Below are 13,846 nucleotides of genomic sequence, written 5' to 3'. Positions count from 1 at the left end.
TGAGCCCGTCCGCCTGGACGGACGGGCTCACGCTCCACGGACTAGTCGTTCGTGTAGCGGTTGACGGCCGGCGGCTCCGGCGTCTTCAGCACCTTGCCCGCGGTGGCCTCCCAGGCCTTTTTCCACGAGCCGTCCTTGTACGACTTCTCCAGCACGTCGTTGATGAAGGTGCGGAACGCATCGTCATCGTGCGCGAGCCCGATACCGTATGGCTCCTCGGTGAACGGGTTGCTCAGCACCTCGAACTCACCCTCGTTCTGGTCGGCGAGACCAGCGAGGATCACGTTGTCGGTGGTCACCGCGATCACCTTGCCGTTACGCAGCGGCTCGAGGCAGTTCGAGTAGGTGTCCGTCGTGATGAGGTTCACACCGTACTCGAGGATGTTCTTCTCCGAGGTCGAACCGGCGACACTGCACACGTTCTTGCCCTTGAGGTCTTCCGGGCCCGTGATGCCCTCAGGGTTTCCCTTCAGCACGAGGATGTCCTGGCCCGCGTTGTAGTACGGCCCGGCGAAGGAGACCTTCTCCTTGCGTGCGTCGTTGATCGTGTACGTCGCGATGACAATGTCGTCTGTACCGTTCTCGATGAACTGCTCGCGGTTGGCCGACACGGTCTCGACCCACTTGATCTTGTCTGCGGCGATTCCGAGTTCGCCCGCAATGATCTTGCCGATCTCCACGTCGAATCCAACCGGATTGCCATCCGGACCCTTGAGGCCGAACAGCGGCTGGTCGAACTTCGTCCCGATCGTGATCGTGCCCGCCTTGGCGAGTTTTGCCATGGTGGTGCCTGCCTCGAACTTCGGCGATTCTGCGACCGGGGCATCCGCGCCGCTGTCACCTCCCGACGCGCACGCGCCAAGCCCGAGAACGCTTGCAGCGGCAATGGCGGTAATCATCAGACTTTTTTTGAGTCTCATGGTTGTCTCCTAGCTGTGTTGCTTACTCACTGATCTAGTGCGTAAGTATTTTCGAGAGGAAATCCTTCGCTCTCGCACTCTTCGGGTCAGTGAAGAATTGCTCCGGAGTCGCCTGTTCGACGATCTCTCCGTCTGCCATGAACAGCACGCGATCGGCGGCCTTCCTGGCGAATCCCATTTCGTGGGTGACGACGACCATGGTCATACCGTCGTGCGCGAGCTGCACCATGACATCCAGCACCTCCGCGATCATCTCAGGGTCGAGTGCGGATGTCGGCTCGTCGAGCAGAATGAGCTTCGGATCCATCGCGAGCACTCGCGCGATCGCCACCCGCTGCTGCTGGCCGCCGGAGAGCTGCGACGGCATCTTCGACGCCTGGCTAGCGACGCCGACACGATCGAGAAGCTCCATCGCGCGCTTGTCCGCGACGGCCTTCGACTGGCCGCGAACCTTGCGCGGGCCGAGGGTGACGTTCTCGAGCACCGTCTTGTGGGCAAAGAGGTTGAACGACTGGAAGACCATGCCGACGTCGGCGCGCAACTGTGCGAGCGCCTTGCCCTCCTCGGGCAGTGGTCGACCGTCGATGGTGATGGTGCCGTCGTCGATCGTCTCAAGACGGTTGATCGCCCGACAGAAGGTGGACTTGCCCGAGCCACTCGGTCCGATGACGACGACGACCTCACCACGCGCGACCGTGGTGGAGATGTCTCTTAGGACGTGAAGCTCGCCGAAGTGCTTGTTGACATGATCGATGACAACCAGAGGGTCACCACTGCGTGAGGGCTCCATCAGGGTAGACAATCACACTCGTGATGAAAATGCGAACGAGGCCATGGCTTCGTGATACAGGCGTTACACGCGGGTGCGTTTCGCCGAGAGCCACTACTCGACCCGCGTTCGCTGCGCGAACGCGCTTTCGTAGAGGCAGACGGAGGCCGCAGTGGCGAGGTTCATCGATTCGGCGTGGCCATAGATCGGAACGGTGATCGCCTCGTCGGCGAGGGCCAGTTGCTCGTCGGAGAGCCCCCTCGCCTCGTTGCCGAACAACCACGCCGTAGATTTCGCAAGCGTGCCCCGCTCGCGGGCAGTCAGCAGGTCATCGCCCTTGATGTCGGCGGCGAGCACCTGAAGCCCGGCCTCGTGCACCCGCGCGATCAGCGGCTCCAGCTCTGCCCCCACTGCGACGGGGACGTGGAAGATCGACCCGGTCGAGGAGCGAACCACCTTCGGGTTGTACAGGTCCACACTGCGGCCGCTGAAGATCACGCCATCGGCTCCTGCGGCATCCGCGGCTCGGATGATCGTGCCCGCATTGCCGGGATCGCGCACCTCCTCGAGGATCGCGAGCAGCCTCGGGCCGCGACCATCCGCATCCGGTCGCAGGATGTCTTTGACGGAGGTTGGAAACTGCTGGCACACCGCGACGATGCCCTGCGGGGTCACCGTGTCCGCGATCGAATCGAGAACGTGCTCCGTGACGAATTCGCGCTCGACACCGGCCTCTTCCGCTGCTCGCGCGATGTCGCTGTGGCGCTCGAGCGCCGTGGGCGTCGCGAAGAGCTCCACCACGAGCTGCGGTCGGAAGGTCAGGGCCTCCCGCACCGCCTGCGGTCCCTCCAACAGAAAGAGCCCGGTCTGAGACCGGGCTTCTCTCTTGGCAAGTTTTGCCACCGCTCGCACCCTGGGGGAACGCGGATTGTCCAACATGAGGCCAATGCTAGCCGGACGCCATGGCATCCAGCCGCACCGACTCCCGCCGGTCAGATAATGGTCAGGACGCGGTCACCTTCGGTGCCGACGTGTCTGCCGGGAGGGCGGCCTTGGCCGTGGCAACGATCGCGGCGAACGTCGCAGGCTCCGTGACGGCGAGGTCGGCCAGGATGCGGCGGTCGACCTCGATGCCTGCCAGGTTCAGGCCCTGGATGAAACGGTTGTAGGTGAGTCCGTTTGCGCGGGACGCGGCGTTGATGCGCTGGATCCACAGGCGACGGAAGTCACCCTTGCGGGCACGACGGTCGCGGTACGCGTAGACCAGCGAGTGGGTGACCTGCTCCTTGGCCTTGCGGTACAGGCGCGAACGCTGGCCGCGGTAGCCGCTGGCGCGATCGAGGATTACACGACGCTTCTTGTGGGCGTTGACCGCCCTCTTTACTCTTGCCATCTTCCTGGTTCCTTCTGTGTCTCGGTCGGCGGTTTAGAGGCCGAGAAGCTTCTTGATGGTCTTCACGTTGGCCGGAGCCACCGTCTCGTCCCGGTTCAGGCTGCGCTTGCGCTTGCCCGACTTGACCTCGAGGTTGTGGCGCATGCCAGCCTGCTGCTTCATGATCTTGCCGCTGCCGGTGACCTTGAATCGCTTCTTGGCCCCGGAGTGGGTCTTCTGCTTGGGCATTTCTCTCCTTGTTGACGTTCTTACTGTTGCCCGACGGACTAGTCCGTCGTCACATCTTTGGTGGCCGCCGCCGGCTTCGGTGCGGCCTTGGCCGCGGGAGCCTTCGGTGCCGGGGCCTTCGGTGTTGCCGGGGCCTGGGGAGTTGCGGCCGGTGCTGCAGCCTTCGGCGCAGCTTCTGCCTTCGGTGCCGCAGCCGGTGCCGCCTTCGGTGTCGCTGCAGGCTCGGCCGCCGGGGCGGCATCCGCGTGGTCGCGCTCGGAGCGCTGTGACTTTGCGGGCTGCCTGGCGTCGTGCTCTGCCTTGACCTCGGCCTTGGTCTTGAGCGGACCGATCACCATGACCATGTTTCGACCGTCGATCGTCGGCGTCGACTCGACGGATCCGAACTCCGCCACGTCTTCCGCAAAACGCTGCAGCAGACGGACTCCCTGCTCTGGACGCGACTGCTCACGACCCCGGAACAGGATCATGGCCTTGACCTTGTCGCCGGTCTTGAGGAAGCCCTCGGCGCGCTTGCGCTTGGTCTCGTAGTCGTGCACGTCGATCTTCAGGCGGAACCGAACCTCTTTGAGGATCGTGTTCGACTGGTTGCGCTTGGCCTCCTTGGCCTTCTGCGCGGTTTCGTACTTGAACTTGCCGAAGTCCATGATCTTCGCCACGGGAGGCTTGGAGTTGGGGGCAACCTCAACCAGATCCAGGTCTGCTTCCTGGGCAAGACGAATGGCGTCTTCAATGCGCACGACACCGACCTGCTCGCCGTTCGGGCCAACAAGACGGACCTCCGGCACGCGGATGCGGTCATTGGTACGGGGATCGCTGATGCGTTTCTCCTCTGGATACTCAGTTACTGCGGCCAGCGGCCGACGGATGTCGAACCGGGGTCGAGAGGAGGAGATCACGCGCCGATCGCGGGCTTGTCGCCCACAACACGGCACGGCACCCTGACTACGCGCGAACGCTTGCACGAACACGAGCGGGGCACCAACAACCCGGTAACCTTAGTAGTGCTGGTCGATTGATCATCGGCCGACACCGGGCGGTAAGCGCGGGTGGGAGAATCTCCACTTTCGTTTCGAGACAGCATGGCCTCGAAGCCGTCGCCAAGTCTAACAGAGGAAGAACCATGAGCGACACCGGCCACATTCACTCAGCAGAGTCGGCGCCGCCCATGACCGAATACTCGGGTGTCGACGCCGCGCGCGACATCGCAGACGTCCCCGCAGTGGAGATCATCAACACCGTCGCGGTGCACCTCTTGAGCGCGGCCGCCGTCAAATGCGGCCTAGCCGACGACCCGGAGAACCAGCTCGACCTCGACGAGGCGCGCAAGCTCATCGACGCGATGGCCGGGCTCGTGACGGCGAGCTCAGCGGCCGTCGGCGACCACCACGCGCGGGCCCTGCGCGACGGGCTGCGTTCCGTACAGCTTGCGTTCCGCGAGGCCTCCCCGTTCCCGGATGCACCCGGGCAGGGCGCGGGTGAGAAATGGACGGGGCCCGTCAACTAAGCGGCGATCAGTTTGACGGCCAGGGAGTCCACCCGGGCCGCTATCAGCTCACTCGCGGACCAGCGCCCCCGCAGGCGAGCGATCAACGCGTCCAGTGACGGCTGATCGAGGCCGGGTGTCAGCGCCAGGGTCACGACCAACTCGGGGCCGGCGAGCCGCGCATCCGGATCGCCGGGTGCCAACTCGATTCGGGCGACGCTGGCCTCTTCTGTCGCCGACGCCATGAACGCGTCGAGCACCTCCGGGTCGAGATAGCTGGGAATCCACGACTGCGACTGCGCGATCGCCCACAGCGCGGGGCGACGGATCGCGAACTCGGTCGAGGCGGTGGGATCGAGCACCAGGAGGTCGGTCTGCTCGCTCGCGGCGGCCAGGGCGACGCGCACGGCATCCGCGGGTACGGGACGCGCCTTCGGATTCCACTGCTGCATCGCCGCCACCGAGCTGAAAGCGGGCAGCACGTCGCGCCCATCCGGGCCGGCAACGGTGACGATGGACAACTCGGCGCTCTTGTCGACGAGGTGGCCGTGCGGCCCGACGCCCGTCTCCCCCAGTGCCGCCACGAGCGGAACGAGAAGCCTCGACTGCGCGATGGCGGCGACAACGGACTGCTCCCCGCCGTCGCCCGCACGGAACCGCGCTATCGCCTCGATCAGCGCGGCCGGTGCCGTGCCGTCATCATTCGACGAGGGTTCCTGCTCGAAGTGTCGGCCCTCCCATGGAACACCGGCGGAGTCCGTGCCGGGGTGAAGGCCTCCGATGTGAGAGTGATCGGCGTGGCCGTGCGGCTCGCGTGGTGTCTGGTGGTCAGTCATCAGTCGCTGGCGACGTCCAGCGCCTCGGCGAGGGTGAACGCCTTCGCGTAGAGCGCCTTTCCGACGATTGCACCCTCCACGCCGAACCTCACGAGCTCCCGCAGGTCCGCGATGTCGTCGAGGCTCGATACGCCCCCAGAGGCGATCACGGGCTTGTCGGTGCGATCGGCCAGCTCGCGCAGCAGTTCGAGGTTGGGGCCCTGCAGCGTGCCGTCTTTCGTGACGTCCGTGACGACGTAGCGGCAGCATCCGGCTTCTTCGAGGCGGTCCATGACCTGGTACAGGTCTCCACCATCCTTGGTCCAGCCCCTTGCCGCGAGCGTCGTGCCGCGCACGTCGAGGCCGACCGCAATCGCTTCGCCATATTCGGCGATGACGTGGGATGCCCACTCCGGGTTCTCGAGGGCGGCCGTGCCCAGGTTGATGCGCTTTGCCCCCGTCGCGAGCGCCGACTCGAGCGATTCGTCATCGCGGATGCCGCCCGAGAGCTCGATGTTGACGCCGCGGGCCTGCTTGATGACCCGCTTGATCACCCCGCGATTGTTCCCGCGGCCGAAGGCGGCGTCGAGGTCGACGAGGTGGATCCACTCCGCACCCTGGTCCACCCAGTCGGCCGCAGCCTCGACCGGATCGCCGTAGTTCGTCTCGCTGCCGGCCTCGCCCTGCGTGAGTCGAACGGCCTTCCCATCGGCGACGTCCACTGCGGGGAGCAGGACGAGGGCAGGGGCTTTGTTGAACTCACTCATGATGTCGTTTCTCGTTGATGGTGTGGTCAGTGTGCGTGCAGGCTGGCAATCCAGTTGCGCAGCAGGCGTATTCCGGGCTCACCCGATTTCTCCGGGTGAAACTGTGTCGCGGACAGCGGGCCGTTTTCGACCGCGGCAAGGAACCGCGTGCCATGCGTGGCCCAGGTCAGGCTCGGCCCGGGGAACGGAGGCGTGACCTCGAGGCCCCAGTCCTGCGCGGCATACGAGTGTACGAAGTAGAAACGCTCGTGCGCAATTCCATCGAAGAGCACGGACGCCGCCGGTGCATCCACGGTGTTCCAGCCCATGTGAGGCAGCACGGGAGCGTCGAGCCTCGTGACCGTTCCCGGCCACTGACCGAGGCCATCCGTCGTCGTACCGCCCTCGACCCCACGTTCGAACAGCACCTGCATGCCGACGCAGATGCCGAGCACCGGGCGTCCGCCGGCCAGGCGCTGGTCGACCAACTCTGCCCCGCCGACAGCGTCGAGCTGCTCCATGACCGCGGCAAAGGCACCGACCCCGGGAACCACGAGCCCGTCTGCCTTCTGAATCTTCGCCCGGTCGGCGCTCAGTTCGACGTGCGCACCGGCGACCTCGAGGGCCTTAGCCGCGGAATGGACGTTGCCGCTGCCGTAGTCGAGCACCACGACGAAGGGAGATGTCACGGCTACAGGGCGCCCTTGGTGGACGGGACGCCGCTCACGCGCGCGTCAGGACTGACCGCCTGACGGAAAGCACGGGCGAAGGCCTTGAACTCTGCCTCCGCGATGTGGTGGGGATCGCGGCCACCGAGCACGGTGACGTGCACCGTGAGCGCAGCGTTGAACGCGATCGCTTCGAACACGTGACGCACCATCGAACCGGTGAAGTGTCCGCCGATGAGGTGGTACTCGAAACCGGCGGGCTCTCCAGAGTGCACGAGGTATGGACGCCCCGAGACGTCGACGACAGCCTGCACGAGCGCCTCATCCAGTGGCACGAGTGCGTCGCCGAAGCGTGAGATCCCGGTCTTGTCTCCGAGCGCGGCGAGGATCGCCTTGCCCAGGACGATACCGACGTCCTCGACGGTGTGGTGCACGTCGATCTCGGTGTCGCCGCTGGCACGCACGTTCAGGTCGATGAGCGAGTGCCGGGAGAAGGCGGTGAGGAGGTGATCGAAAAACGGCACGGAGGTGTCGATCTGCGAGGTTCCCGTTCCGTCGAGATCGAGGGAAAGGTCAATGCTCGACTCGCTCGTCTCGCGCTTCAGGCTCGCAACCCGCTGTCCGGTCATCGTCCAATCCTAGCCAGAGCGTCGAGGAACGCGGTCGTCTCTGCTTCAGTGCCCGCGGTCACCCTGAGGTGATTGGGGATGCCGACGTCACGGACCAGAATGTCCTGCTCGAGAAGTGCCTCGAACAGCGCGTGCGGATCGGCGACACCACCGAAGAGTACGAAGTTCGACCAACTGCGCAGGGTCGGGTATCCAAGCTTCGGCAACTCGGCAAGAAGTCGGTCGCGCTGGCCCTTGATGTCGTCGACCGTGGCCAGCATCTCCGCGGAGTGTGCGAGCGCCGCCCTCGCCGCGGCCTGAGTCAGCGCGGAGAGGTGGTACGGCAGCCGCACGAGTCGAACCGCGTCAGCGATGGCCGGGTCCGCGGCGAAGTATCCCACGCGCGCACCCGCGAAGGCGAACGCCTTGCTCATCGTCCGCGACACCACGAGGCGCTCTCGGCCTTCGAGAAGCGTGATCGCGCTCGGTTCGCCATCCGGGGTGAACTCGGCGTAGGCCTCATCCACGATCACGATCCCCCGGCTCGCGTCATAGGCGGCGGCGATCGTGTCGAGCGACAGCGGGGTGCCCGTCGGGTTGTTCGGCGAACACAGTACGACCAGGCCGGGGTCGGCCTGCTCAATCGCGCGCGCGGCGGTTTCTGGCGACAGCTCGTAGTCGGCATCTCGCTGGGCCTCCAGCCAGAGCGTTCCCGTTCCGGCCGCGAGAATCGGGTACATCGAATAGGTCGGAGGGAACCCGAGGAGATTGCGTCCGGGCCCGCCGAATGCCTGCAACAGCTGCTGCAGCACCTCGTTCGAGCCGTTGGCGGCCCAGATGTTCTCCCGCGTCAGGCCGTGACCGAGGTAGTCCGCCAGGCTCTCTCGCAGGGCGGTGAACTCCCGGTCGGGATAACGATTGACAGTGAGAACCGCGGCGGCGACAGCCTCGACGACGTCGCGCGCTACGGGCTCGGGAATCCCGTGGCTGTTCTCGTTGACGTTGAGAGCGATCTTGACGGGTTTCTGCGGGGCGCCGTATGGCGTCTTTCCGCGGAGATCGTCACGGAGGGGTAAGTCAGAGAGGGAAGCCACCCCAAAACTGTACTAGCCCGCCAGCCAGTGACTCATACCCGTTACGCCGTGCACATGCACTCGCCTGCGCACGCAGCGTGGCTGGTGTCGGCCACGCCCTCGCTAGTGGGAGTACTGGGCGGGAATCGCGATGCGCTGGCCGACCTGGATGTCGGCACCGGACAGCTGGTTCAGGTGAACGATGTCGGAGACAACCTCGCGTGGGTCGGCCGAAGGGGCGATCTCTCCGGCCAGCTGCCACAGGGACTGACCGGCGTGCACGGTGACGTACTGGAGCGAGGGCGACGCCACGGTGTCCGTAGCCGCAGCCACGCCCCCGTTGAGCGCGAAGGACGCGGCCGCGAGAACAAGGGGAAGGACGATGAGGAACATCAGGACGCGACGGCCGCGCTTGGTCATCCGAAGACGCGGCTGGGGAGCCGGGCGCGACGCCCCGGAAAATACCGGACCGGTGAACGTCGCCGTATTCAGTGCTGCTGTGCTCATTGTCCAACCTCCTGCGTTGCCCAATCCTCTGAACTGCCAGACCCTGAACCGCCAGTCCCTGGGCTGCCAGTCTCCCGAAGAGATTCCGTATCCGACACTCGGCCGGGAGTGCCGGATACGAAGCTTTGTTCCGAACGTATCTTCGATTGTACGATATATCAAGCCCCAGTTTCGAATGCTGCGCGATATTTTTACCCAACACACTCGAACGGATGTTTGTTTATTCGCCAATCTGCGGATACAGTTTCGATTGTCTGGAGACAGACCATCAGCAACCACTGACATTCGGCGCACTACGGGAGTGACATGGACGACCTCAGCACGGCACGAGCATCCGCCTCCTCGGCGTCGAAGCCGGGGACCCGGCGCCGGAAGAGCCTCAGCGACAAGCAACTCGCGATCCTCGAGACCATCCAGCGGGCGGTGTCGACCAATGGATACCCGCCGAGCATGCGGGAGATCGGCGACGCCGTCGGACTCTCGTCGCTGTCGAGCGTGACCCACCAACTCAACCAATTGGAGCTCAGCGGCTATCTGCGCCGCGACCCCAACCGTCCGCGCGCGCTCGAGGTGCTGATCGAGGTGCAGCCATCGGACGCGACCACCGCCTCAGACAATCCGACCCCGGTGGGCGACGCGGCGATGGTGCCGCTCGTCGGCCGAATCGCGGCGGGCATCCCGATCACCGCCGAGCAGCAGGTCGACGAGGTGTTCCCGCTCCCCCGCCAGCTCGTGGGCAAGGGAGAGCTCTTCATGCTCAAGGTCGTCGGCGAATCGATGATCGACGCCGCGATCTGTGACGGCGACTGGATCGTGGTTCGCCAGCAGAAGACCGCCGAGAACGGCGACATCGTCGCGGCAATGCTCGACGACGAGGCAACGGTCAAGGTCTTCCAGCAGCGAGATGGCCATACCTGGCTGCTCCCCCGCAACAGCGCCTTCGCACCGATCCTCGGCGACTACGCCGAGCTGCTCGGCAAAGTCGTCGCGGTACTCCGCTCGGTCTAGCTGCGGTTAGCTCGGTCTTCTTCGACCCGGGCCTGTCCCGCGCCGCCGCCTTCGCTCGCTCCCACCTCTCGCCTTCGCGGAAGTAGATACCAGGCGAGTGTCAGCACGACGGCGACTCGCTGCGATACTGAGCAGAAAGCCCCGCTAGAAGATTTCGATTGTTGGCGATTTTCGCTCTAAAACCCGAATTTTAGGGCGAAAATCACCAACGATCGGTGGCTAGTGGTCTAGTGGGCGTGCTGCTCGCGCACCGCACGGGTCGCGTTCAGCACGTTCGTGAGCGAGGCCACGGTCTCCTCGTAGCCACGCGTCTTCAAACCGCAGTCCGGGTTCACCCACACCTGCCGCTCGGGAATGGAGCCCAGCGCGATCTCGAGCAGCTCGGTCACCTCACCGACGCTCGGAACACGCGGAGAGTGGATATCGTAGACGCCCGGTCCGATCCCCCGGGCAAAGCCGCTGCGTTTGATGTCGGGCACGACCTCCATCTTCGATCGCGCGGCCTCGATCGACGTGACGTCGGCATCCAGTCGATTGATCGCGTCGATGACGACGCCGAACTCCGAATAACAGAGGTGGGTGTGGATCTGCGTGCGATCGGCAACTCCCGCCGTCGCCAGGCGGAATGCACCGACAGACCAGTCGAGGTAGTCCCCCTGGTCCTTCTTCTTGAGTGGCAACAGTTCGCGCAATGCGGGCTCGTCCACCTGGATGATGCCGATACCGGCAGCCTCGAGGTCACGGATCTCGTCGCGCAGGGCGAGGGCGACCTGGTTGGCGGTCTCCCGCAGCGGCTGGTCATCGCGCACGAAGGACCAGGCGAGGATCGTGACCGGGCCAGTGAGCATCCCTTTGACCGGCTTCGAGGTGAGGCTCTGCGTGTAGCTCGACCACTCGACCGTGATCGGCGACGGGCGCGACACGTCACCCCAGAGTATTGACGGGCGCGTACAGCGCGAACCGTACGACTGCACCCACCCGTTCTGAGTGACGGCGAAGCCGTCGAGGTGCTCCGCGAAGTACTGCACCATGTCGTTGCGCTCGGGTTCCCCGTGCACGAGCACGTCGAGGCCGATCTTCTCCTGCAGCGCGACGACATCGCGAATCTCCGATCGCATCGCCTCGGTGTACTGCTGCTGGGTGATGGCGCCCTTCGCAAACGCGGCACGGGACCTACGGATGTCGCCGGTCTGCGGGAACGAGCCGATCGTCGTGGTCGGCAGGAACGGCAGCTTCAGCGCGGCATCCTGCGCGGCCAGGCGCGCGGCGTAGCCTCCGCGGCTGAAGTCCTCGGGGGTGAGCCCGGCGGCCCGTGCGCGCACGGCACCGTCGCGAACCCCCACGGCGGTCCTGCGGTTCTCGAGGGCGGCGGATGCGGCATCCAACTCCGACTGGATCGCGGCCCTGCCGTCCGTGAGTCCCGTCGCGAGGGTCGCGATCTGCCGCACCTTCTGGTCGGCGAACGCGAGCCAACTCTTCAACTGGTCGCTCAACAGGGGCTCGTCGTCGACATCATGCGGGGTGTGGAACAGGCTCGTCGAACTGCTCACGGAGACGTGCGGGCTCAGGGTGCGCAGCGTCTCGAGGGTCGAGAGCGCGGCCTCGAGATCGCCGCGCCAGATGTTGTGGCCATTGATCACGCCACCGACCAACGTCTTGCCGACGAGCGCAGCATCCGAGAACTCTGGCACCGAGCCCTCGACCAGGTCGAGACCGATCGCCTCCACCGGTGTCGCCGCGAGCACCGGGAGCGCGTCATCGAGACTTCCGTAGGGTGTCGCGACAAAGATCTGCGGGCGAATGGGAGTCGCGCCGAGCAGTTCGTACGCACGCTTCGTGGCCGCGAGCACGACATCCCGAGGGACTTCGATGCTCTCGCTGACGAGCGCCGGCTCGTCGAGCTGCACCCACTCCGCTCCGACGGCGGTGAGCGCCGCGAGGAGTTCGGCGTAGACCGGCAGCAGGTCGTCCAGGCGGTCGAGCGGGCGGTAGTCGGCGGGGGCGCTCTCACTGGGCTTGCTGAGCAGCAGGAAGGTGACCGGACCGACGATGACCGGACGGGTGCGATAGCCGGTCGTGGTCGCCTCGGCCACTTCGCGAAGGAGTCGATCCGAGGCCAGTCGGAACTCGGTCTCCGGTCCGATCTCCGGGACGAGGTAGTGGTAGTTGGAATCGAACCACTTGGTCATCTCGGCCGGGGCATCGTCACCGTCACCGCGGGCGATCGCAAAATAGCCGGCGAGATCGACGGAGCCGTCTGCGGCAACGAATCGCGTGAAGCGGGTGGGCACCGCACCAACGGTGACGGCGGCGTCGAGAACCTGGTCGTAGTAGGAGAACGCTTCGGGGATCGAGGAGTCCGTCCGGCCGAGGCCGAGCTCCTTCAGACGCTCGCGCGTCGCCGCCCGCAACTCCGTGGCGACGGCCTCAAGCTCATCCGCGCCGATCCGTCCCGCCCAGAACGACTCGACGGCCCTCTTCAGCTCGCGGCGTCGCCCGATGCGTGGGTAGCCGAGGATCGTCCCGGCCGGAAACGAAGCAGACGTGGATTCTGTGACGCTCATAGTGATTCGACATCCTTGCGTGTTGGTGATGCAGGCAGCAGTCCGACCCCGTCGAGCACGGAGAGGACCGCCTTGTGCTGGTTGAAAGTGTAAAGGTGGAGCGCAGGCGCTCCACCGCGAAGCAGTTCCGTCGCGAGGGCGATCGCGTGCGCCGTTCCTGCCTCGAAGCCCGCCTCGGGAGACGAGGCGGACTCGAGCGCCCTGGCCAGGTCATCGGGGCGTCGCTCGCCCGTGAGCTCGAGCGTGCGCTGCAGGCGCGTTGCAGTCGTCATCGGCATGATCCCGGGGACGATCGGGATCGTCACACCCGCGTCTCTCGCCTCGGCGACGAAGCGGAGATAGTCCTCCGCGTGGAAGAACAACTGGGTGATCGCAAAGGTCGCACCGGCGACCTGCTTGGCGAGAAGCGTGTCGATGTCCTGCGCGGCCCGGGAGGAACGCGGATGCCCGTTCGGAAACGCCGCGACGGCGACCCGCACCTTCTCGCGCGAACTGGGGATCGCACCCCTCCCCGGTGCTGTGGCGGAGTGCAGCGTCGCGTACTGCGCGCGCTCCGTCTGCACCCGATGGATCAGCTGCACGAGCTCGGCGGCACTGCCGAGGTCTCCCAGAAACTGCTCGCCCTCCTCCACGCCCTTCGGCGGGTCGCCGCGAAGGGCAAGAAAGCTCGTGATCCCGGCGTCCAGGAACTCGCGCACGAGACGGTTCGCCTCGAAGTGGGAGGAGCCGACACAGGTGAGGTGCGCGAGCGGATGCGCGTCCGTCTGCTCGTGGATGTACCTCAGTACCTCGAGCGAGCTCGCGCGCGATGAACCGTTGGCCCCGTAGGTGACAGACATGAAGTCCGGCACCGTCGCCGCAAGCGCCTCGATCGTCTCCCGCAGCTGCACTCCCGCGGCCTCGGTTCGGGGCGGAAACATCTCGAAGGAGAACGGCACGCTTCGCCGCAGCTCGTTCGACACGTCGGATCCAATCGGCTCTTCGGCCGGAATCCGTCTCGTGCCACGCGCCGTTTCGCTCGCACAGCACCGCCGGACGCCAACCACAGATCATGGTGGCGG

General features: G+C 65.6%; 15 protein-coding genes and 1 pseudogene. 2 read left to right on the top strand and 14 right to left on the bottom strand.

Annotation, left to right across the window (positions count from 1 at the left end; genetic code table 11):
* Positions 1-41: 41 nt before the first annotated feature.
* From ABUA28_RS12695 to infC, 6 genes and pseudogenes are all read right to left on the bottom strand, one after another.
* Positions 42-920 (bottom strand): glutamate ABC transporter substrate-binding protein, encoded by an 879-nt coding sequence (locus ABUA28_RS12695; RefSeq protein ID WP_349904552.1) that lies wholly within the window; start codon positions 918-920, stop codon positions 42-44.
* 34 nt (positions 921-954) lie between these two features.
* Positions 955-1,710: an amino acid ABC transporter ATP-binding protein gene (locus ABUA28_RS12690; protein ID WP_349904551.1), complete on the bottom strand. Its 756-nt coding sequence runs from the start codon at positions 1,708-1,710 to the stop codon at positions 955-957.
* 93 nt (positions 1,711-1,803) lie between these two features.
* Entirely contained in the window at positions 1,804-2,628 is an 825-nt protein-coding gene (locus tag ABUA28_RS12685) for a TrmH family RNA methyltransferase (RefSeq protein ID WP_349904550.1), read from the bottom strand.
* A 64-nt stretch (positions 2,629-2,692) separates the two neighbouring features.
* Positions 2,693-3,082 (bottom strand): 50S ribosomal protein L20, encoded by a 390-nt coding sequence (gene rplT / locus ABUA28_RS12680; RefSeq protein ID WP_349904549.1) that lies wholly within the window; start codon positions 3,080-3,082, stop codon positions 2,693-2,695.
* Positions 3,083-3,115: 33 nt separating this feature from the next.
* A complete protein-coding gene (rpmI, locus tag ABUA28_RS12675) occupies positions 3,116-3,310 on the bottom strand; it encodes a 50S ribosomal protein L35 (protein ID WP_349904548.1) in 195 nt (64 codons plus the stop codon).
* A gap of 191 nt (positions 3,311-3,501) precedes the next feature.
* Positions 3,502-4,131, bottom strand: a pseudogene (gene infC, locus ABUA28_RS12670) (translation initiation factor IF-3); the annotation flags it as partial.
* A gap of 347 nt (positions 4,132-4,478) precedes the next feature.
* On the opposite strand from infC, the gene ABUA28_RS12665 reads away from it, so the two are divergent.
* Positions 4,479-4,817 carry a DUF1844 domain-containing protein gene (locus ABUA28_RS12665; RefSeq protein ID WP_349904589.1) on the top strand — a complete coding sequence of 113 codons (339 nt, stop codon included), beginning with the start codon at positions 4,479-4,481 and terminating at the stop codon, positions 4,815-4,817.
* Here ABUA28_RS12665 and ABUA28_RS12660 read toward each other — a convergent pair.
* The 6 genes from ABUA28_RS12660 to ABUA28_RS12635 all read right to left on the bottom strand — a co-directional run bounded on the left by ABUA28_RS12660 (position 4,814) and on the right by ABUA28_RS12635 (position 9,213).
* Complete coding sequence (locus ABUA28_RS12660) at positions 4,814-5,632, bottom strand: SseB family protein (protein WP_349904546.1); 819 nt, start codon at positions 5,630-5,632, stop codon at positions 4,814-4,816. The genes ABUA28_RS12665 and ABUA28_RS12660 overlap by 4 nt on opposite strands.
* A complete protein-coding gene (priA, locus tag ABUA28_RS12655) occupies positions 5,632-6,378 on the bottom strand; it encodes a bifunctional 1-(5-phosphoribosyl)-5-((5-phosphoribosylamino)methylideneamino)imidazole-4-carboxamide isomerase/phosphoribosylanthranilate isomerase PriA (protein WP_349904545.1) in 747 nt (248 codons plus the stop codon). The genes ABUA28_RS12660 and priA overlap by 1 nt, the downstream gene beginning before the upstream one ends.
* Positions 6,379-6,404: 26 nt before the next feature.
* Complete coding sequence (gene hisH / locus ABUA28_RS12650; protein ID WP_349904544.1) at positions 6,405-7,046, bottom strand: imidazole glycerol phosphate synthase subunit HisH; 642 nt, start codon at positions 7,044-7,046, stop codon at positions 6,405-6,407.
* Between the two features lie 2 nt (positions 7,047-7,048).
* Entirely contained in the window at positions 7,049-7,654 is a 606-nt protein-coding gene (gene hisB, locus ABUA28_RS12645; RefSeq protein WP_349904543.1) for an imidazoleglycerol-phosphate dehydratase HisB, read from the bottom strand.
* Complete coding sequence (locus tag ABUA28_RS12640) at positions 7,651-8,727, bottom strand: histidinol-phosphate transaminase (protein ID WP_349904542.1); 1,077 nt, start codon at positions 8,725-8,727, stop codon at positions 7,651-7,653. The genes hisB and ABUA28_RS12640 overlap by 4 nt, the downstream gene beginning before the upstream one ends.
* Positions 8,728-8,829: 102 nt before the next feature.
* A complete protein-coding gene (locus ABUA28_RS12635) occupies positions 8,830-9,213 on the bottom strand; it encodes a LysM peptidoglycan-binding domain-containing protein (protein ID WP_349904541.1) in 384 nt (127 codons plus the stop codon).
* Positions 9,214-9,519: 306 nt separating this feature from the next.
* On the opposite strand from ABUA28_RS12635, the gene lexA reads away from it, so the two are divergent.
* On the top strand, positions 9,520-10,221 hold the full coding sequence (gene lexA, locus ABUA28_RS12630; protein ID WP_349904540.1) for a transcriptional repressor LexA: 702 nt from the start codon (positions 9,520-9,522) through the stop codon (positions 10,219-10,221).
* A 227-nt stretch (positions 10,222-10,448) separates the two neighbouring features.
* Here lexA and metE read toward each other — a convergent pair whose 3' ends face one another.
* Positions 10,449-12,785, bottom strand: a complete 2,337-nt coding sequence (gene metE / locus ABUA28_RS12625; protein WP_349904539.1) for a 5-methyltetrahydropteroyltriglutamate--homocysteine S-methyltransferase — start codon at positions 12,783-12,785, stop codon at positions 10,449-10,451.
* Positions 12,782-13,747 carry a methylenetetrahydrofolate reductase gene (locus ABUA28_RS12620; RefSeq protein ID WP_349904538.1) on the bottom strand — a complete coding sequence of 322 codons (966 nt, stop codon included), beginning with the start codon at positions 13,745-13,747 and terminating at the stop codon, positions 12,782-12,784. Before ABUA28_RS12620 ends, metE begins: the two co-directional genes overlap by 4 nt.
* Positions 13,748-13,846: the final 99 nt, after the last annotated feature.

The sequence above is a fragment of the Parafrigoribacterium humi genome, from assembly GCF_040227205.1.
Lineage (GTDB): Bacteria > Actinomycetota > Actinomycetes > Actinomycetales > Microbacteriaceae > Parafrigoribacterium_A > Parafrigoribacterium_A humi.
This window is presented reverse-complemented; position numbering and strand designations above follow the sequence as displayed.

Coding starts and splice junctions, on each gene's coding strand:
- ABUA28_RS12695 (WP_349904552.1), bottom strand. CDS start 920: ATGAGACTCAAAAAAAGTCTGATGATTACCGCCATTGCCGCTGCAAGC.
- ABUA28_RS12690 (WP_349904551.1), bottom strand. CDS start 1,710: ATGGAGCCCTCACGCAGTGGTGACCCTCTGGTTGTCATCGATCATGTC.
- ABUA28_RS12685 (WP_349904550.1), bottom strand. CDS start 2,628: ATGTTGGACAATCCGCGTTCCCCCAGGGTGCGAGCGGTGGCAAAACTT.
- rplT (WP_349904549.1), bottom strand. CDS start 3,082: ATGGCAAGAGTAAAGAGGGCGGTCAACGCCCACAAGAAGCGTCGTGTA.
- rpmI (WP_349904548.1), bottom strand. CDS start 3,310: ATGCCCAAGCAGAAGACCCACTCCGGGGCCAAGAAGCGATTCAAGGTC.
- ABUA28_RS12665 (WP_349904589.1), top strand. CDS start 4,479: ATGACCGAATACTCGGGTGTCGACGCCGCGCGCGACATCGCAGACGTC.
- ABUA28_RS12660 (WP_349904546.1), bottom strand. CDS start 5,632: ATGACTGACCACCAGACACCACGCGAGCCGCACGGCCACGCCGATCAC.
- priA (WP_349904545.1), bottom strand. CDS start 6,378: ATGAGTGAGTTCAACAAAGCCCCTGCCCTCGTCCTGCTCCCCGCAGTG.
- hisB (WP_349904543.1), bottom strand. CDS start 7,654: ATGACCGGACAGCGGGTTGCGAGCCTGAAGCGCGAGACGAGCGAGTCG.
- ABUA28_RS12635 (WP_349904541.1), bottom strand. CDS start 9,213: ATGAGCACAGCAGCACTGAATACGGCGACGTTCACCGGTCCGGTATTT.
- lexA (WP_349904540.1), top strand. CDS start 9,520: ATGGACGACCTCAGCACGGCACGAGCATCCGCCTCCTCGGCGTCGAAG.
- metE (WP_349904539.1), bottom strand. CDS start 12,785: ATGAGCGTCACAGAATCCACGTCTGCTTCGTTTCCGGCCGGGACGATC.